Here is a 21,445-nt window from a genome sequence, read left to right on the forward strand (position 1 = left end):
ATGAGCGAGCGAATCGGTGGCAGCTTTTCCTTGTCCGACAGCCAGGAGGGAATCTGGCACGCACAGCGCCTGGGAGGCACGGGCGCGCTCTACAGCGTCGGGCAGGCCGTCGAGATCACGGGCGCGCTCGACGTGCCCGCCTTCGAGGCCGCGCTGCGCCGGACGGTCGAGGAGACGGAGATCCTGGGCCTGCGATTCGCCGAGGACGCCGTCGGCGGCGTACGCGTCGTACCGCACCCCGCTCGACGATGGTCGCTCCGCATCGAGGAGCCGGACAGGGCCGACGGCGACCCGCGGGCGTGGATGGAAACCCGGATGCGCGAAGAACTCGCCGGCGTGGAAGACCCGCGCGGAGAGCGGCTGTTCTCGTTCCTGCTCTTCCGTCTCGATTCCCATCGGTACTGCTGGTTCCAGGGCTATAACCACCTGCTGCTTGACGGATATGCGTGCACATTGGTGGCGCACCGGGTCGCCGAGGTGTATTCGGCCCTCGTCGGGGGCGCGGACGCGATATGCCCGGAGGCCGAGTTCGTCTCGTTGAGTGAGGCACTCGACGAGGAGGAGAGGTACCGGAACTCGCCCGAATTTACCGAGGACCGAAGGTATCTGTGCGACCGATTCTCGGACCGGCCGGAATTGGCCGAGGTTCCGCGCCTTTCCGGTGTCTCCGGTTTCCTCAAAGAGACCGGAGCAGGGGCCGGCGCCGGAGCGGTGCTGCGCGAGACCGGCAGCCTCGCGTCCGCCGCGACCGACGCGCTGCGATCCGCTGCGGACCGCGTCGGCCTGCGCACGTCCCGACTGCTCGCCGCCGCCTCCGGCGCCTTCGTGAGCGGAATGGCCGGTTCGGCCGAGGCACTGCTCAGCCTGCCCGTGACCGGACGCGTGAGCGAGGCGGACCTGTGGGCTCGCGTCACCCGGGCGAACATGCTGCCCCTACGGTTCCCGGTCCGCGCCGGGGCGAGCCTGCTCGACCTCGCCCGCACGGCCGACGGCGCCCTCGGTGAACTGCTCCGCCACCAGCGGTACCGGGGCGAGCACCTACGCCGGGAACTGGGCTGGCCGGAGGGCGACCGCTGGCACTTCGGGCCGTACCTCAACATCCTGCCCCGGACCGGGGAGTTGGCCTTCGGCGACTGCCGAGGCGTGGCACGGGACGTGTCGACCCGACTGGTCGAGGATTTCGGAGTGCTGATCGACCGCGCCGGCTCGGGGATCGAGATCACCGTCGAGGCGAACGCGGCGCTCTACGACCGGGCGTGGGTGCGCGCGGTCCAGCGGTCGCTGGTCGGATTCATTGCGCGGGTGGCCGAGGATCCGACGGCACCGGTGCGGCGGATCGGAGTGGTGGGGGACGACGAACGTGCCCTGGTGACGAGCGGGTGGAGCGGTACGGCGCGGGATGTGGATGCGTCGATGGTGGTGGAGCGGTTCCGTGGATGGGCGGTGCGAACACCGGGCGCGGCGGCGTTGCGGTTCGGTCAACAGGCCTTGTCTTACGGAGAGTTGGCCGCGCGGTCGGACATGCTGGCCCGGGGCCTGGTCGCTCGCGGTGTGGGGCGTGAGTCGCGGGTGGGGCTGTGCTTGCCGCGTGGAGCCGAGATGGTCGTGGCGCTGCTGGCGGTGTGGAAGGCCGGTGGCGCGTACGTCCCGTTGGATCCGGAGTATCCGGCGGAGCGGCTGGCGTTCATGGTGGCCGACAGCGGTGCGGAATTGGTGCTGGCTGCGGAGGAGACCGTAGACCGGTTGCTGGCGGACGTAGAGACGGTCCTCGTGGGGGAGTTGGGGACTGACTCGGGGGTTCTGCCGGACGTTCCTTCGGACCAACTGGCCTATGTCATCTATACGTCGGGGTCGACGGGGCGTCCTAAGGGTGTGGCAGTGGCTCATGCCTCCGTGGCGAATCTGGCGTCGGCGATGGGTCCTGTTCTCGGTGTGGAACCTGGTGTGACGGCGTTGCAGTTCGCGTCGTTCAGTTTCGACGCGGCGGTGCTGGATGTGGCGGTGACGCTGGCGGCCGGGGGCACGTTGGCGATCGCCTCGGCGGAGGAACGGCAGGACGGGGCTGCTCTGGCGGCCATGGTTGAGGCTGCCGGGGTTGAGGTGGCGAGCGTTGTGCCGTCGCTGCTGGGGGTGCTGGAGCCGAACTCGGTTCCAGGGGTGGGGAATTGGGTGTTGGGTGCGGAGCGGCTTGAGGCCGGTCTGGCGGCGAAGTGGCGTGCGGGCGCCCGGGTGTGGAACACCTATGGCCCGACGGAGGCCACCGTCATCACCACCGCCACTCTGTTGGAGGCGGACATCACCGGTGAGGACGTGCCGCCCGCGATCGGCAGCCCCCTGCCCGACATCCGCACCTATGTGCTGGACGCGTTCTTGCGGCCTGTTCCGGTGGGTGTGGCGGGGGAGTTGTACATCGCGGGTTCAGGTCTGGCCCGTGGCTATATCGGTCGTGCGGATCTGACGGCGGAACGGTTCGTGGCGTGCCCGTTCGGTGATGGCGGCGGGCGGATGTATCGCACCGGGGATCTGGCGCGGTGGACGGCGGACGGACAGTTGGAGTTCGTCGGGCGTGCGGACGCGCAGGTGAAGATACGTGGGTTCCGGGTGGAGTTGGGTGAGGTGGAGGCCGTTCTGGCCGCGCACCCGCAGGTCGAGCGGGCCGTGGTGGTGGTCCGTGACGGTCGGCTGGTCGGATACGTCGTCGGGGACGCGGACGGCGAGGACGCGCGGGAGTTCGCGGCCACCCGGCTGCCGGAGTACATGGTCCCGTCGGCGGTCGTCGTGCTGGACGTCTTCCCGCTGACCGTCAACGGGAAAGTCGATCGGGTCGCGCTACCGATGCCGGAGGCCGCGCCGGGTGGTGGTCGGGCTGCGGCGACGCCCGCCGAGGAGACGTTCTGCGCCCTGTTCGCCGAGGTGTTGGGGCTGGAGGAGGTCGGGGTCGGGGAGAGTTTCTTCGCGCTCGGCGGTGACTCGATCACGGCGATGCTGCTGGTGTCGCGGTCCCGGCGCGCGGGTCTGGTCGTCGGCGCCCGTCAGGTGCACGAGCTGCGGACACCGGCGCAGTTGGCCGTGGTGGCGACGCCGGTCGACGGAGCGGTGGACGGCGCGCGCCCGGCGGAATCCGCCGCCGGTGAGGTGCCGCTGACGCCGGTGATGCGCGAGGTGCTGGACCGGGTTGGTGCCGAGGGCGTTCGCGCGGTCGTGCAGTCGATGGTCGTGGAGGCGCCGGCGGGGCTGGACGAGGCGGCGCTGCGGGACGCGATGGCGGCTCTGGTGGAGCGTCATGCGGTGTTGCGGGCTCAATTGGTGGTGGAGTCCGGGGTGTTGGTGGTGCCCGAGACGGATGCGGTGGATGTGCCCGGGGCTGTGGCTCGGGTGGATGTGGTCGGGGTTGATCCGGCTGTTGTGGTGGGGGAGCAGGTTGAGGCGGCGGTGGGGCGGTTGGATCCTGCTGCTGGGGTGATGGTGCAGGTGGTGTGGCTGGACGCGGGGCCGGAGGTGCCGGGCCGTCTGGTCGTCGTGGCCAACCACCTGGTCGTGGACGCGGTGTCCTGGCAGGTGCTCCTGCCGGATCTGTGGTCCGCGTACGAGGCCCTCGCCGAGGGGCGCGCCGTGGAGTTGGATCCGGTTCCGGTGTCGTTCCGGGCGTGGGCGCGGGAGTTGGCGGTGGAGGCGGGTCGGCCTGAGCGGGTGGCCGAGCTGGCGGCATGGCGGGAGGTGGTGGACGGTCCGCAGGTGTTGCTCACGGACGCGCCGCTGGATCCGCTGATGGACGTGGGTGGGACGGTTCGCGAGGTGGCGGTCACCGTTCCGGTGGAGGTGACGTCCGCGCTGTTGGCGGCGGTGCCGGCGGCGTTCCATGCCGGGGTGGATGAGGTGTTGCTGGCCGGGCTTGTCGGGGCGATCGGCGAGTGGGCCGCCGATGTGGGCGGGTTCCTGGTGGACGTTGAGGGGCACGGTCGTGAGCCGTTGTCGGGCATCTCCGATCTGTCGCGGACGGTGGGGTGGTTCACCGCCTCGCATCCGGTGCGGTTGGCTGCCGGCGCGGGTGCGGACGGCGGCGTGTCGGTGCTTGGGGTGAAGGAGCAGGTGCGGGCGGTGCCCGGGGACGGGCTCGGCTACGGCCTGCTGCGGTACGTCAATCCGGAGACGGCCGACGAGTTGGCGGAGTTGCCGTCGGCGCAGGTCGGCTTCAACTACCTCGGGCGTGTGGGGGCCGGCCATGATTTCGGGGCGGGGAGTGCGCCGCAGGCTCCGGTGATGCATGCCCTGGAGTTGCTGGGGTCGGTGCGGGAGTCGGCGGAAGGTCCGGTGCTGGAGCTGCGGTTGGCGTTCCCACTGCGGTTGTTGGGTGTCGGTCGGGCACGGGGACTGGTTGACGCGTGGGCGGGCGTGCTCGCCGATCTGGTCGCGGATGTTCGGGCGGGGGCGGGCGGGTACTCGCCGTCGGACTTCCCGTTGGTGGCGTTGGACCAGGCCGGTGTGGAGGAGATCGAGGCGGCGGTTCCGGGGTTGGCCGAGGTGTTGCCGGTCGCTCCGCTTCAGGAGGGTCTGCTGTTCCATTCCCTCTTTGACGAAGACGGGGTGGATGTCTATGTCGAGCAGATGGTGTTGGGGCTCGATGGTGAGGTGGACGGGGGTCGGCTGCGGGCGTCGTGGCAGGCGTTGGTTGATCGGCATGCCGCGCTGCGGGCCGGGTTCGTGCAGGCGGCGGGTGCGGTTGGTCCGGTGCAGGTGGTGGTCGAGCGCGCTGAACTGCCTTGGCGTGAGGTCGACTTGACGGAGCTGGGCGACGATGTCGCGGATCGGGTGGGTGCGGAGGAGCGGTCGGCGCGGTTCGACCTCGCCGCGCCTCCGCTGTTGCGGGTGGCGCTGGTACGCGTGGGCGACCGCCGGTTCCAGATGGTGGTGACGCTGCATCACTTGCTGCTGGATGGTTGGTCGCTTCCGCTGGTGATGCGGGAGTTGTGGGCGCTCTACGCGGCCGGCGGTCGGGCCAGTGGGCTCGGTGTGCCGGTGTCGTCGCGGCCGTATTGGGCGTGGTTGGCCGGTCGGGACATGTCGGCGGCGCTGGAGGCTTGGCGGGCAGAGTTGGCGCCGGTCGAGGAGCCGACGCTGGTCGCGCCCACCGAGTTGAGTGCGACGGCGTCCGTCGTCCTGGACCGGGTGACCGAGCGCGCGAGTGTCGATCTGGTGCGCGACCTGGAGCGGGTTGCCCGTGGTGCCGGTGTGACGCTCAATACCGTGGTGCAGCTGGCCTGGGGGTTGGTGCTGGGGCAGTTGACGGGTCGTCGTGAGGTGGTGTTCGGGGCGACGGTTGCGGGGCGTCCGGCTGAGCTTCCGGGGATGGAGGCGATGCTCGGTCTGTTCATCAACACGCTGCCGGTGCGGGTCGATCTGGATGGGGCGAGGTCGGTGCGCGAGACGCTTGAGGCGCTTCAGGCGCGGCAGTCGGCGTTGCTCGATCACCAGCATGTCGGGCTGAGCGAGGTGCAGCGGGCCGCCGGTCTCGGAGCGACCTTCGACACCTTGCTGGCCTTCGAGAACTACCCGGGCAACCTGGATGCCCAGCCCCTCGGCGACGGTCTCGCTGTCACGGCCACCGAGCTTCGCGAGTCGACCAACTTCGCTTTGGCGCTGGGGGTTACCCCGGCCCCGGCCGACGGCCTCGCGATCCGTCTCGACTACCGCTCCGGCCTGTTCAGGCGCTGGAGTGCCCTGCGGATGGCTCGCCGCCTGGTTCGGGTGCTGGAGCAGATGGCGGCCGATCCGCAACTGCGGCTCAGTGAGATCGAGTTGTTGGACGGTTCCGAGCGGGCCGCGGTGGTGGAGGAGTGGAACGCCACCGACCGGATGGCGGAGCCCGGCACGGTGGTGGAGCGGTTCCGTGGGTGGGCGGTTCGGACGCCGGCGGCGGCGGCGTTGTGGTTCGGGCAACAGGCCTTGTCCTACGGTGAGTTGGCCGCGCGGTCGGACATGCTGGCCCGGGGCCTGGTCGCTCGCGGTGTGGGGCGTGAGTCGCGGGTGGGGCTGTGCTTGCCGCGTGGAGCCGAGATGGTCGTGGCGCTGCTGGCGGTGTGGAAGGCCGGTGGGGCGTATGTGCCCTTGGATCCGGAGTATCCGGCGGAGCGGCTGGCGTTCATGGTGGCCGACAGCGGTGCGGAATTGGTGCTGGTGGCGGAGGAGACCGTAGAACTGCTGTCGGTGGACGTGGAGACGGTGCTGCTGGGCGAGTTGGGGAGCGACTCGGGCGACCTGCCGGAGGTCGGCGGCGGCCAACTGGCGTACGTCATCTATACGTCGGGGTCGACGGGTCGTCCGAAGGGTGTGGCGGTGACGCACGCCTCCGTGGCGAACCTCGCGTCGGCCATGCGTCCCGTCCTCGGTGTGGAACCCGGGGTGGCGGCACTGCAGTTCGCGTCGTTCAGTTTCGACGCGGCGGTGCTGGATGTGGCCGTCACGTTGGCCGCCGGGGGGACGTTGGCGATTGCCTCGGCAGGTGAAAGGCAGGACGCGTCCGCGTTGGCGGCCATGGTTGCGGCGGCCGGGGTCGAGGTGGCGAGCGTTGTGCCGTCTCTGCTGGGGGTGCTGGAGTCGAACTCGGTTCCAGGGGTGGGGAATTGGGTGTTGGGTGCGGAGCGGCTTGAGGCCGGTCTGGCGGCGAAGTGGCGTGCGGGCGCTCGGGTGTGGAACACGTACGGGCCCACCGAGGCCACCGTCATCACCACCGCCGTCCTGTTGGAGGAGGGCATCACCGGTGAGGACGCGCCGCCGGCGATCGGACGTCCGCTGCCCAATGTCCGTACCTACGTCCTGGACGCGTTCCTCCGGCCCGTCCCTGACGGCGTGACGGGTGACCTCTACGTTGCCGGAGCCGGCCTGGCTCGCGGATACATCAACCGGCCCGATCTGACGGCCGAGCGGTTCGTGGCTTGCCCGTTCGGTGATGGCGGGCGGATGTATCGGACGGGGGACCTGGCTCGCTGGGCCGGCGACGGGCAGTTGGAGTTCGTCGGGCGTGCGGATGCGCAGGTGAAGATCCGCGGCTTCCGAGTGGAGCTCGGCGAGGTCGAGACCGTCCTCGCGGGGCATGCGTTGGTCGAGCGGGCCGTGGTGGTGGCTCGTGACGGTCGGCTGGTCGGGTATGTGCTCGGGGACGTGGAAGCCGAGGCGCTGCGGGAGTTCGCCGCCACTCGCCTGCCGGAGTACATGGTCCCGTCGGCTGTCGTCGTCCTTGATGTGTTCCCGCTGACCGTCAACGGGAAGGTCGACCGGTCCGCCCTGCCTGCCCCCGACCTCGCGCCGGCCGATACGCGTGCCCCGTCGACCGAGGTCGAGGAGGTCTTCTGCGCCCTGTTCGCCGAGGTGTTGGGGCTGGGGCAAGTCGGGCTCGGGGACAGCTTCTTCGCGCTGGGCGGCGATTCGATCATGTCGATGCAGCTCGCTTCCCGGGCCCGTTCCGCAGGTTGGACGGTGTCGCCCCGCCAGATCTTCGAGGAGAAGACGCCCGAGCGACTGGCGCAGGTGGCCGGTGCCTCGTCCGGTACGGGGGACGCACGGCGCTCGGACGCGGGCGTAGGTGAGGTGCCGTTGACCCCGGTGATGCGCGAACTGCTGGACCGGGTTGGGTCGGAGCGGGTCGGGCGGATCGTTCAGCCGGGTGTGCTGACGCTGCCCCCGGGGCTGGATCGCGAGGTGCTTGTCGCCGCCGTGCATGCGGTGATGGAGCGTCATGAGGTGTTGCGGGCACGGTTGGTGCCGGAATCCGGGGTGTTGGTGGTACCGGAAAGCCCTGCGGTGTCGGTTGACGGGCTGGTGGCTCGGGTCGAGGCGGTCGGAGTTGATCCGGCCGTTCTGGTGGGGGAGCAGGCTGAGGCGGCGGTGGGGCGGTTGGATCCCGCGGCCGGTGTGATGGTGCGGGTGGTGTGGCTGGACGCGGGGCCGGAGGTCCCTGGGCGGCTGGTCGTCGTGGCGAACCACCTGGTCGTAGACACCGTTTCGTGGCAGGTCCTGCTGCCTGATCTTCAGCGGGCCCTCACGATGCTCGGCGAGGGGCGCGCCGTGGAGTTGGAACCGGTTCCGGTGTCGTTCCGGGCGTGGGCGCGGGAGTTGGCGGTGGAGGCGGGTCGGCCGGAGCGGGTGGCTGAGCTGCCTGCGTGGCGGGCGGTGGTGGCGGGGGATGGTCCGGACGGGCTGCTGACGGATGTTCCGTTGGATCCGCTGGTGGATGTGGGGGCGACGGTTCGCGAGGTGGCGGTCACCGTTCCGGCGGAGGTGACGTCCGCGCTGTTGACGGTGGTGCCGTCGGCGTTCCATGCCGGGGTGGATGAGGTGTTGCTGGCCGGGCTCGCTGGGGCGGTCGGTGAGTGGGCCGCCGGTGTGGGCGGGTTCTTGGTGGATGTCGAGGGGCATGGCCGTGAGCCGTTGTCGGGGATCTCTGATCTGTCGCGGACGGTGGGCTGGTTCACGTCCTCGCGTCCCGTACGGCTGAGCGCGGGTGTCGATGGTGGTGTGTCGGTGCTCGGGGTGAAGGAGCGGGTGCGGGCGGTGCCCGGGGACGGGCTCGGCTATGGGCTGCTTCGCTGGTTGAACCCGGAGACGGCTGGGGAGTTGGCGGGGCTGCCGTCGGCGCAGGTCGGTTTCAACTACCTCGGGCGTGTGGGAACCGGTGAGGGCTTCGGAGCGGGAGGTGCGCCGGCGGCCTCGGTGATGCACGCGGTAGAACTGCTGTGCTCTGTAAGGGAGTTGGCAGACGGCCCGGTGCTGGAGCTGAGGTTGGCTTACCCGGAGCGGTTGTTGGGGGCTGATCGGGCGCGGGCGTTGGTGGAGGCGTGGGTCGATGCGCTGACCGGTTTGGCCGCGGATGTTCGGGCGGGTGCGGGTGGTCACTCGCCGTCCGATTTCCCGTTGGTGGTGCTGGACCAGGCCGGGGTGGAGGAGGTTGTAGCGGCGGTTCCGGGGCTGGTGGACGTCCTTCCCGTCGCTCCGCTTCAGGAGGGTCTGCTGTTCCATTCCCTCTTTGACGAAGACGGGGTGGATGTCTATGTCGAGCAGATGGTGTTGGGGCTCGATGGTGAGGTGGACGGGGGTCGGCTGCGGGCGTCGTGGCAGGCGTTGGTTGATCGGCATGCCGCGCTGCGGGCCGGGTTCGTGCAGGTGGCAGGTGCTGCGGGTCCGGTACAGGTGGTGGTCGATCGGGTCGAACTGCCTTGGCGTGAGGTCGACTTGACGGGGCTGGGCGACGGTGCCGCGTCGCGGGTGGGTGCGGAGGAGCGGTCGGCGCGATTCGACCTCGCCGCGCCTCCACTGCTGCGGGTGGCGCTCGTGCGCGTCGGCCACCGGCAGTACCAGATGGTGGTGACGCTCCATCACCTTCTCCTCGACGGGTGGTCGCTCCCGTTGGTCATGCGGGAGTTGTGGGCGCTCTACGCGGCCGACGGTCGGGCCAGTGGGCTCGGTGTGCCGGTGTCGTCGCGGCCGTACTGGACTTGGTTGGCCGGTCGGGACATGTCGGCCGCGCTGGAGGCCTGGCGGGCCGAACTGGCGCCGATTGAGGAGCCGACGCTCGTCGCGCCCACTGTCGCCGGGACGGATGCCGTGTTGGCTCAGTCGCTGGAGGTCGAGGCGCGGGAGGGGCTGGTCGAGGGACTGGAGCGGGTTGCCCGTGGTGCCGGTGTGACGCTCAATACCGTGGTGCAGCTGGCCTGGGGGTTGGTGCTGGGGCAGTTGACGGGTCGTCGGGAGGTGGTGTTCGGGGCGACGGTTGCGGGGCGTCCGGCTGAGCTTCCGGGGATGGAGGCGATGCTCGGTCTGTTCATCAACACGCTGCCGGTGCGGGTCGATCTGGATGGGGCCCGGTCGGTACGCGAGACGCTTCGGGCGCTTCAGGCGCGGCAGTCGGCGTTGCTCGATCACCAGCATGTCGGGCTGAGCGAGGTGCAGCGGGCCGCCGGTCCCGGAGCGACCTTCGACACCTTGCTGGCCTTCGAGAACTACCCGGGAGATCCGGCGGCACAGCCTTCAGCGGCGGGCCTGACGATCTCAGGCGTCTCGTCACGCGAGTCGACGAGCTTCGCGCTGGCGCTGGGCGTCCGGCCCGAGGACGGGCTGACGCTACGGCTGGACTATCGCCCGGACGCCTTCGACGGCGACGCAGCCCGGACCCTGATCGATCGCGTGGTGCGCGCGTTGGAGCGGATCGCGGCGGACCCGACGGTCCGGCTCGCCGAGCTTGAGCTGCTGGACGAGTCCGAGCGGGCCGTGGTGGTGGAGGAGTGGAACGCCACTGCCCGGCCGACGGAGCCCGGCACGGTCCTGGAGCGGTTCCGCCGATGGGCCGTGGAGACTCCGCAGGCGACGGCAGTACGCTCCGGCGACCCGTCGCAGTCGTTGTCGTATGCCGAGTTGGACGCGCGCTCGGACGCCGTCGCCCGTGGATTGGTGGCGCGAGGGGTGGGGCGTGAGTCCCGGGTGGGGCTGTGCCTGCCGCGCGGAGTCGAGATGGTGACCGCGGTCCTGGCGGTGTGGAAGGCCGGTGGGGCGTACGTCCCGCTGGATCCGGAGTACCCGTCCGAGCGGCTGGCGTTCATGGTCGGGGACAGTGACGCCGAGCTGGTGCTTGTCGCGGAGGAGACAGCGGGCCGGCTGCCGGCCGAGGTGGGGACCGTCCTGCCCGCGGAGCTGGAGATCGAGTTCGGCGAGGGGCCGGACAGCGCCGCCGTAGATCCGGGCCAACTGGCGTACGTCATCTATACGTCGGGGTCGACGGGGCGCCCTAAGGGCGTCGCGGTGGCACACGCCTCCGTGGCGAATCTGGCGTCGGCCATGCGTCCTGTTCTCGGTGTGGAACCTGGTGTGACGGCGTTGCAGTTCGCGTCGTTCGGTTTCGACGCGGCGGTGCTGGACGTGGCGGTGACGCTGGCCGCCGGAGGCACGCTGGCGATCGCCTCGTCCGAGGAGCGGCAGGACCCGTCCGCCCTCGCCGCGATGGTCGAGTCCAATGGAGTCGACAGTGCGAGTGTGGTGCCGTCGCTGTTGGGGGCTCTGGAGCCGAACTCGGTTCCAGGGGTGCGGAATTGGGTGCTGGGTGCGGAGCGGCTGGAGGCCGGTCTCGCGGCCAGGTGGCGCGAAGGGGCTCGGGTATGGAACACCTACGGGCCCACCGAGGCCACCGTCATCACCACCGCCGTCCTGTTGGAGGAGGGCATCACGGGCGAGGACGCCCCGCCGGTGATCGGCAGCCCCCTGCCCAACATCCGCACCTACGTCCTGGACGCGTTCTTGCGGCCTGTTCCGGTGGGTGTGGCGGGGGAGTTGTACATCGCGGGTTCAGGTCTGGCCCGTGGCTATATCGGTCGGGCGGATCTGACGGCGGAACGGTTCGTGGCGTGCCCGTTCGGTGGTGGCGGCGGGCGGATGTATCGCACCGGGGACCTGGTCCGGTGGACAGTGGACGGTTTGCTGGACTTCGTGGGGCGCGCGGATGCGCAGGTGAAGATCCGTGGGTTCCGGGTCGAACTCGGCGAGGTCGAGGCTGTGTTGGCCGCCCACGCGCAGGTTGAGCGGGCTGTGGTGCTGGCGCGGGACGGTCGGCTGATCGGCTACACCGTTGGGCACGCGGACGCCGAGGAGTTGCGGGCCTTCGCTGCCACTCGCCTGCCGGAGTACATGGTCCCGTCGGCGGTCGTCGTACTCGACACGTTCCCGCTGACCGTCAACGGCAAGATCGACCGCTCCGCCCTGCCCGCGCCCGACCTTGCGTCTATTGCCACCCGTGTGCCTGCGACGCCCGGCGAGGAGGCGTTCTGCGCCCTGTTCGCCGAGGTGTTGGGGCTGGAGGACGTCGGCGTCGGGGACGGTTTCTTCGAGTTGGGCGGCGACTCGATCATGTCGATGCAGCTCGCGTCCCGGGCTCGTCGTTCCGGTTGGGTGGTGACGCCTCGGCAGATCTTCGAGGAGAAGACCCCGGAGCGGCTGGCGTTGGTGGCGGCCGTGTCCGAGGACGTGTCTGCCCTCGCCGGGGACACGGGTGTAGGTGAGGTGCCGTTGACCCCGGTGATGCGCGAACTGCTGGATCGTGTCGGCCAGGCGGCCGTGGCGCGGATCGTCCAGCCGGGGGTCATGGCGGCGCCGGCAGGCCTGGACCTTGAGGTGCTTGTCGCCGCCTTGCGCGCGGTGATGAACCGTCATGAGGTGTTGCGGGCCCGGTTGGTGGTGGAGTCCGGGGTGCTGGCGGTGCCCGAAGCGGATGCGGTGGATGTGTCCGGGCTGGTGGCGCGGGTGGATGTGGCCGGGGTTGATCCGGCGCTTGTGGTGCGGGAACAGATCGACGCGGCGGTGGGGCGGTTGGATCCCGCGGCCGGTGTGATGGTGCAGGTGGTGTGGCTGGACGCGGGACCGGAGGTGCCGGGTCGACTGGTCGTAGTGGCGAACCACCTGGTCGTGGACACCGTCTCGTGGCAGGTAGTGCTGCCTGACCTGGAGCTGGCGTGCACGGCGTTGGCTGAGGGGCGTCCTGTGGAGTTGGATCCGGTTCCGGTGTCGTTCCGGGCGTGGGCGCGGGAGTTGGCGGTGGAGGCGGGTCGGTCGGAGCGGGTGGCTGAGTTGCCGGCGTGGCGGGCGGTGGTGGCGGGGGATGGTCCGGACGTGTTGCTGACGGATGTTCCGTTGGATCCGCTGGTGGATGTGGGGGCGACGGTTCGCGAGGTGGCGGTCACCGTTTCGGCGGAGGTGACGTCCGCGCTGTTGACGGTGGTGCCGTCGGCGTTTCATGCCGGGGTGGATGAGGTGTTGTTGGCCGGGCTTGCCGGGGCGGTCGGTGAGTGGTCAGCGGGTGTGGGCGATGGATTCCTGGTGGATGTCGAGGGGCATGGCCGTGAGCCGTTGTCGGGGATCTCTGATCTGTCGCGGACGGTGGGCTGGTTCACGTCCTCGCGTCCCGTACGGCTGAGCGCGGGTGTCGATGGTGGTGTGTCGGTGCTCGGGGTGAAGGAGCGGGTGCGGGCGGTGCCCGGGGACGGGCTCGGCTACGGTCTGCTGCGGTACGTCAATTCGGAGACGGCCGACGAGTTGGCGGGGCTGCCGTCGGCGCAGGTTGGCTTCAACTACCTCGGGCGTGTGGGAACCGGTGAGGGCTTCGGAGCGGGAGGCGCGCCGGAGGCCTCGGTGATGCACGCGGTGGAACTGCTGGGCTCCGTACGGGAGTTGACAGACGGCCCGGTGCTGGAACTGGTACTGGCCTGGCCGGAACGGTTGCTGGAGGCCGACCGGGCACGCGCGCTGCTGGAGGCGTGGGCGGAGGCACTGTCAGGACTGGTGGAGCAGGTCCGCGACGGGGCCGGCGGCCACAGCCCCTCTGACTTCCCGTTGGTTTCCCTGTCTCAAGGGGGCGTGAGGGAGCTGGAGTTGGCGGTGCCCGGTCTGGAGGATGTGTGGCCGCTGTCCCCGCTTCAAGAGGGTCTGCTCTTCCACTCGTCGTTCGATGACGAGGCCGGGGCGGATGTGTATGCGGGTCAGCGTGCGCTCGCTCTGGACGGGGTCTTGGATGTTGCCCGGTTGCGGGCTTCGTGGGATGTGGTGCTTGGGCGGCATGCGATTTTGCGTGCGGGGTTCCATCGGTTGGTGTCGGGTGAGGCGGTGCAGGTCGTCGCACAGGAGGTGGAACTCCCTTGGCTTGAGGTCGACTTGAGTGGTCTGTCGGAGGCTGAGGCGGAGGTTGAGGCGGCCCGTTTGTCGGGGGAGGAGTTGTCGGCCGGGTTTGATCTCGGACGGGGGCCGTTGCTGCGGCTGTTGCTGCTTCGTCTCGGCGAGCGGCGCCATCGTCTGGTGATGACGACCCATCACATTGTGCTCGACGGCTGGTCGTTGCCGATCCTCCTGAACGAGCTGCAGACGGTGTACCGGGCGGGCGCCGGCGTCCAGGCGCTGCCTGCGGTGCGGTCGTATCGGGACTACTTGTCGTGGCTCGGTCGTCAGGACCGGGAGGCTGCGAGGGCTGTGTGGCGGGAGGAACTGGCCGGGGCGGAGGAGCCGACGCTGGTTGCTCCGGTGGATCCGGCCCGGCTGCCGATGCGGCCCGAGGCGGTACGTGTCGAGTGCAGCGCCGAACTGACGCGGGCCCTGAACGACGTGGCCCGTCAGGGCGGAGTCACCATGGCGACGGTGGTTCAGGGCGCGTGGGCTCTGGTGCTCGCCCGTCTGTCCGGACGCCAGGATGTGGTGTTCGGGACGACGGTCGCGGGGAGGCCGGCGGATCTGCCGGGTGCGGAGTCGTTGATCGGGTTGTTCATCAACACCCTGCCGGTACGGGTCGAGTTGGATGGCGGGGAATCCGTACTCAAGATGCTGGACCGACTGCAGCGCCGCCGGCTCGGCGTGATGGGTCACCAGCACCTCGGGCTGGCTGAGATCAAGCAGGTCGCCGGTCCGGGCGCTGAGTTCGACACGCTCGTCGTCTACGAGAACTATCCGCAGTCCGCCGAGGCGACGCCGGACGACCCCGACGCTCTCACCATCAGGCCGGGTGGCCGGACGCGGGACGCCAGTCACTATCCGCTGGGGTTGATCGTCGCGCCGGGTGAACGGATGGAGTTGCAGCTGGATCATCGGCCGGACCTGTTCGACCAGGCCCGCGCCGAGGAGGTACTGGCGGCCCTGGTACGTGTGTTGGAGCAGTTCGCGGAGGACCCGGAGATGCTTCTGGGCCGTGTCGGGTTGCTGGACGCGGAACGGTTGGACCGCCTGACGCGGGACTGGCAGGACATCTCTGCCGAGGTGCCCTCCGGAACACTGCCGGATCTGCTCGCGGAGCAGGTACGGCGGACGCCGGACGCGCCGGCCCTTGAGTCGGGTGAACACAGGCTGACATACGCGGAGTTGGAGGCTGAGGCGGGTCGGCTGGCCCGGTATCTGATCGCGGTGGGTGTCGGTCCGGAGCGGCGGGTCGCTGTGGTGGCCGAGCGCTCGGTGGACACGGTGGTGGCGTTGCTGGCGGTCTCGATGGCGGGCGGGGCTTTCGTTCCGCTGGACCCCGGGCATCCCACCGAACGCCTGGCGCTGGTGTTGGAGGACTCGGATCCGGTCGCGGTGCTGTGCACACGGGCCAGTCGTGCGGTGTTGCCCGCGGCTGGCCGGGGCCGGGCAACTGCCTTGGACGATCCGGGAGTTGTCGCCTCCGTGGCCGGCCATGCGCCAGGTCGGGTGGTGGACGCGGAGCGCATCGTGCCGTTGGGCGTGGCGAACGCGGCGTATGTGATTCACACCTCGGGTTCGACGGGCCGGCCGAAGGGGGTCGTTGTCTCGCATGCGGGGTTGGCGAATCTGGCGTGGGCGCAGATCGATCGGTTCGCGGTCCATGCGGAGGCGCGGGTGTTGCAGTTCGCGTCGTTGAGTTTCGATGCGGCGGTGTCGGAGTTGTGCATGGCCTTGGTGTCGGGCGCGGTGCTGGTGGTGGCGGGGGCTGAGGGCCTGCCACCGAGGGTGTCGTTGGGCGAGGCCGTAGATCGTGCGCGGGCGACGCATGTGACCGTTCCGCCAGGGGTGTTGGCGGTGGAGGAGGTGCTGCCGGAGTCGTTGGAGACGCTGGTGGTGGCGGGTGAGGCGTGCCCGCCGGGATTGGTGGACCGATGGTCGATCGGTCGACGGATGGTGAATGCGTACGGTCCGACCGAGGTGACGGTGTGCGCGGCGATGAGCCTGCCCCTGACCCTCGGAGCCGGGTCCAGGACGGGGGCGGGCGATACCGACGGTGTGCCGATCGGGCGGCCGACGGCGAACATGCGGGCCTATGTCCTGGACGAGTTCCTCCAGCCGGTGCCGGTCGGGGTGGCAGGTGAGTTGTACGTGTCCGGGCCTGGTCTGGCGCGCGGCTACTCCGGGCGTCCGGACCTGACGGCGGAGCGGTTCGTGGCCGATCCGTTCGACGCCGGGGCGCGCATGTACCGCACCGGCGACCTCGTGCGCTGGCTGCCCGAAGGCCAACTGACCTTCGTGGGGCGTGCGGACGAGCAGGTGAAGATACGCGGTTTCCGCATCGAACTGGGCGAGGTGGAAGCCGTCCTCGACGACCACCCGGAGGTCGCCCAGGCCGTCGTGACGGTGCGGGACGGCAGGCTCGTCGCCCACGTCGTGGGCGGAGCGGAAGCAAGCGAATTGCGGGAGTTCGTCGCCGTACGCCTGCCGGAGTACATGGTTCCGGCGGCGGTGGTGGTGCTCGACGCGTTCCCGCTGACGGTGAACGGCAAGGTGGACCGAGCTGCCCTGCCTGCCCCGGAGTTCGGGGGTTCGGCGTCGGGGCGGCAACCGGGTACAGCGGCCGAGCATGCGTTCCGCGCTCTGTTCGCGGCGGTGTTGGGCCTGGCGGCGGGTGCGATCGGGGTCGGGGACAGTTTCTTCGAGTTGGGCGGCGATTCGATCATGTCGATGCAGCTCGCGTCTCGTGCTCGCCGGTCCGGTTGGGTGGTGACGCCTCGTCAGATCTTTGAGGAGAAGACTCCGGAGCGGCTGGCGTTGGTCGTGGTCGCGACCGAGGACGCGTCTACGGTCGCCGGGGACACGGGTGTTGGTGAGGTGCCGTGGACGCCGTTGATGCGGTCGATGGGCGCGGATGTGCTGCGGCCTGGCTTCGCTCAGTGGACGGTGATCGGTGCGCCGGCCGACCTGGGAGTGGACGCACTGACGTCAGGCGTGGAAGCGCTGTTGCGGACGCACGGGATGCTGCGGGCCCGGGCCGGGGACGACCAGGTGTTGGTGGTTCCGGAGGCGGGTGAGATCGACGTGTCCGGGCTGGTGGCTCGGGTGGATGCCGTAGAGACCGCTGAGGAGGAGTTGGACCGCATCGCGGTGGATGCGGCTCGGCTCGCGGTGGGGCGGTTGGATCCTGCGGCCGGGGTGATGGTGCAGGTGGTGTGGGTGGATGCCGGGCCGGATCGGGTCGGTCGGATCGTGCTGGCCGGTCATCACCTGGCGGTCGACGGGGTGTCGTGGCGGGTGCTCGTGCCCGATCTGCAGGCCGCGTGCGAGGCGGCGGGCGCGGGTCGGCGGCCGGACCTCGCATCGGCGCCGACTTCCTTCCGTGCTTGGGCGGAGGGGCTGCAACGGGCCGCTCAAAGTCCCACGAGGGTGGGCGAGTTGGATGCCTGGGTCGACATGGTCGCCGGGACGGCCGGTGACGGGGATCCGCTGGTGGGTCACCGTGCGCTGGATCCCATAGCCGACACGGTCGCGACACTGCGCCGCCGTTCTTGGTCGGTTCCGGTGGGTGAGGCCGCGGTGCTCGTCGGTGAGGTGCCGGGGGTGTTCCACTGCGGCCTGCATGAGGTGTTGTTGGCGACGCTGGCCGGTGCGGTGGCGGGCCGGCGTACGCGGTCGGCTGGGCCGGGTGGGTTCCTGGTGGAGGTCGAGGGGCATGGCCGTGAGCCGTTGTCGGCGGGGATGGATCTGTCGCGGACGGTGGGCTGGTTCACCTCCGCCTATCCGGTACGGCTGGACGCCTCTGGAGTGGACCTGGCGGAGGCTACGGCCGGTGGTGCGGCGGCCGGTGACCTGCTCAAGCGGGTCAAGGAGCAGGTGCGGGCGGTGCCCGGGGACGGGCTCGGCCATGGCGTTCTGCGCTGGCTGAACCCGGAGACTGCATCGGCGTTGGAGGCCCTGCCGGTGCCGCGGATCGGCTTCAACTACCTGGGACGGTTCGCCACCACCGGTGCCGAGTCGGACGTGGTCGTTCCCTGGCAGACGGTCGGGGACACCGCTGTCGGCGGTGCGGCCGATCCGGGCATGCCGGTGCTGCACGCGCTCGATGCGGGTGCCGTGGTCGCGGACACCGCGGGCGGCCCGGAGTTGACGCTCACCCTGAGCTGGCCCGGTGCGCTCCTGGACGAGTCCGACGTGGAGGAGTTGGGGCGGACCTGGCTCGGGCTGCTGTCCGGGCTCGCCGCGCACACCGCCGATCCGTTGGCCGGCGGCCACACGCCCTCCGACTTCCCGCTGGTCTCCCTCTCTCAGGAAGGTGTCGAGGAACTGGAGTCGGCGGTGTCCGGTCTGGAGGATGTGTGGCCGCTGTCCCCGCTCCAGGAAGGGCTGTTGTTCCACGCGTCCCTCGACGAGGGGGATGGGGCGGATGTGTATGCCGGGCAGCGTGCGCTCGCTCTGGACGGGCCTTTGGATGTCGGTCGGCTTCGGGCGTCGTGGGATGTGGTGTTGGGGCGGCATGCGATCTTGCGTGCGGGGTTCCATCGGCTGGCGTCGGGTGAGGCGGTGCAGGTCGTCGCGGGGGAGGTCGAACTGCCGTGGCGTGAGACCGATTTGAGCGGTCTGTCGGAGGCTGAGGCGGAGGTTGAGGCGGCCCGGTTGTCCGAGGACGAGTTGTCGGGCGGGTTCGATCTCGCACGGGGTCCGCTGCTGAGGCTGTTGCTCCTTCGTCTCGGCGAGCGGCGCCACCGGCTGGTGATGACGTCGCATCACAGCGTCGTGGACGGCTGGTCGTTGTCCGTGCTGATCGATGAACTGTCGGCGGCGTATGCCGCGGGCGGGGATGCAGGGGCGCTGCCCGCGGTGCGGTCGTACCGGGACTATCTCGCTTGGCTGGGACGACAGGATCGGGAGGCCGCGCGGGCTGCGTGGCGGGAGGAGTTGGCGGGGGCGGAAGAACCGACGCTGGTTGCTCCGGTGGATCCGGCGCGGCTGCCGTTGCGGCCCGAGGCAGTGCGCGCTGAGTGCGGCGCCGAGCTGACCCGGGCGTTGGAGGACCTGACGCGGGAGCGCGGGTTCACCATGGCGACGGTGGTGCAGGGGGCGTGGGCTCTGGTGCTGGCTCGTCTGTCCGGGCGGCGGGATGTGGTGTTCGGGACGACGGTCGCGGGGAGGCCGGCGGATCTGCCGGGTGCGGAGTCGTTGATCGGGTTGTTCATCAACACCCTGCCGGTGCGGGCGGAGTTGGCCGGGGAATTGTCCGTGGCCGACCTGCTGTCCGAACTCCAGGCGCGACAGGTGAACCTGATGGGGCATCAGTACCTCGGGCTGGCTGAGATCAAGCAACTCGCAGGGCCGGGGGCCGAGTTCGACACGCTCGTCGTCTACGAGAACTATCCGCACTCCGCCGCGGCGACGCCGGACGGCCCCGACGCCCTCACCATTCGGCCGGGCGGCATCCCTCACGACGCCAGTCACTATCCGTTGGGGTTGATCGTCGCGCCGGGCGAGCGGATGGAGTTGCAGCTGGACCACCGGCCGGATCTGTTCGACCGGGCGCAGGCCGATGAGGTGTTGGCGGCGCTGGTGCGGGTGTTGGAGCGGTTCGCGGAGGACCCGGAGATGCCTCTGGGGCGGCTCGGGTTGCTGGACGGGGTGCGGTTGGACCGTCTGACGCGAGGCTGGCAGGACGTGTCCCCCGAGGTGCCTACCGGGACGCTGCCGGAGCTGCTCGCCGAGCAGGTGCGGCGGACGCCGGACGCGCCGGCTCTTGAGTCCGTTGAAGCCGCCGGGTCCGGTGAACACGTCGTGAGTTATGCGGAGTTGGAGGCTGAGGCGGGTCGGCTGGCGCGGTATCTGATCGCTGCGGGGGTGGGCCCGGAGCGGCGGGTCGCTGTGGTGGCCGAGCGGTCGGTGGACACGGTGATGGCGTTGCTGGCGGCCTCGATGGCGGGCGGGGCCTTCGTTCCACTGGATCCCGCGCACCCGACGGACCGGCTTGCTCTGGTTCTGGAGGATGCCGATCCGGTCGCGGTGCTGTGCACGCGGGCCACGTGGCCCGTGCTGCCGGAAGGAGTCGGCGGGCGGGCGATCGTCCTGGACGATCCGGAGACCGTGGCGGCTGTGGCTGGTTGTGCGCCGGGTCGGGTGGTGGACGCGGAGCGCATCGTGCCGTTGGAGGTGGCGAACGCGGCGTATGTGATCCACACCTCGGGTTCGACGGGTCGGCCCAAGGGGGTCGTGGTCTCACATGCGGGGTTGGCCAACCTGGCGTGGGCCCAGATCGATCGGTTCGCGGTGCATGAGCGGGCCCGGGTCCTGCAGTTTGCTTCGTTGAGTTTCGACGCGGCGGTGTCGGAGCTGTGCATGGCGTTGGTGTCGGGCGCGGTGCTGGTGGTGACTGGGGCCGAGGGGCTGCCTCCGCAGGTGTCAGTTGGCGAGGCCGTAAGCCTTGCCCGGGCGACCCATGTGACCGTCCCGCCAGGGGTGTTGGCGGTGGAAGAGGTGCTGCCCCCGGCGTTGGAGACCTTGGTGGTCGCGGGTGAGGCGTGCCCGCCGGGGTTGGTGGACCGATGGTCGACTGGCAGGCGGATGGTCAATGCGTACGGCCCGACCGAAGTGACGGTGTGCGCGGCGATGAGCCTGCCCCTGACCCCCGGAGCTGGGGGAAGCGTTCCGATCGGCCGTCCCCTGCGCAACGCGCGGACGTTCGTGCTGGACGAGTTCCTCCAGCCGGTGCCGGTCGGTGTGGCAGGGGAGTTGTACGTGTCCGGGCCCGGTTTGGCGCGCGGCTACGCGGGGCGCCCGGATCTGACGGCGGAGCGGTTCGTCGCCGCCCCCTTCGGCGAGGGCGAGCGGATGTACCGCACCGGCGACCTGATCCGCTGGACCGCCGAAGGCCAACTGGAGTTCGTGGGGCGCGCGGACGAGCAGGTGAAGATCCGCGGTTTCCGCATCGAACTGGGCGAGGTGGAAGCCGCGTTGGAGGCCCACCCCCAGGCCGACCATGCCGTCGTGATGGTCCGCGAGGGACGGCTGGTGGGCTACGTCGTCGGCCACGAGGTGGATGCCGACGCTCTACGGGTCTTCGCCTCCTCTCGTCTGCCGGAGTACATGGTTCCGGCGGCGGTGGTGGTGCTCGACGCGTTCCCGTTCACGGTGAACGGCAAGGTCGATCGGGCCGCTCTTCCCGACCCGGAGTTCGCGGGTTCGGGCTCGACACGGCGACCTGGCACGGCAGCTGAGGAAGCCTTGTGTGCGCTGTTCGCGGAGGTGTTGGGCCTGGCGGCGGGTGCGATCGGGGTCGGGGACAGTTTCTTCGAGTTGGGCGGCGATTCGATCATGTCGATGCAGCTCGCGTCGCGGGCTCGTCGTTCCGGTTGGGTGGTGACGCCTCGTCAGATCTTCGAGGAGAAGACTCCGGAGCGGCTGGCGTTGGTCGCGGTCGTGACCGAGGACGCGTCTACGGTCGCCGGGGACACGGGTGTTGGTGAGGTGCCGTGGACGCCGTTGATGCGGTCGATGGGCGCGGACGTGCTGCGGCCTGGCTTCGCGCAGTGGACGGTGATCGGTGCGCCGGCCGGCCTGGGCGTGGATGTGCTCAGGACGGGCGTGGGCGCGCTCGTGGAAGCTCACGGGATGCTGCGGGCCCGGGCCGGGGACGACCAGGTGTTGGTGGTTCCGGAGGCGGGTGAGATCGACGTGTCCGGGCTGGTGGCCCGGGTGGATGCCGTAGGCCTCGCTGAAGGTGAATTGGACC

Annotated in this window: 1 protein-coding gene (running past one end of the window); it reads left to right on the forward strand. The window is 70.2% G+C overall.

The genetic code is table 11. From position 1 onward, the window contains the following. Positions 1–21,445, forward strand: partial view of a non-ribosomal peptide synthase/polyketide synthase gene (locus OG226_RS44680; RefSeq protein WP_329352332.1) — the 5' portion only. 1,253 nt of this gene lie beyond the right edge of the window; the window shows 21,445 of its 22,698 coding nt (coding positions 1–21,445); it begins with the start codon at positions 1–3; its stop codon lies off the right edge, out of view.

Origin of the sequence: Streptomyces sp. NBC_01261 (assembly GCF_036226385.1) — a bacterium.
Classification (GTDB): domain Bacteria; phylum Actinomycetota; class Actinomycetes; order Streptomycetales; family Streptomycetaceae; genus Streptomyces.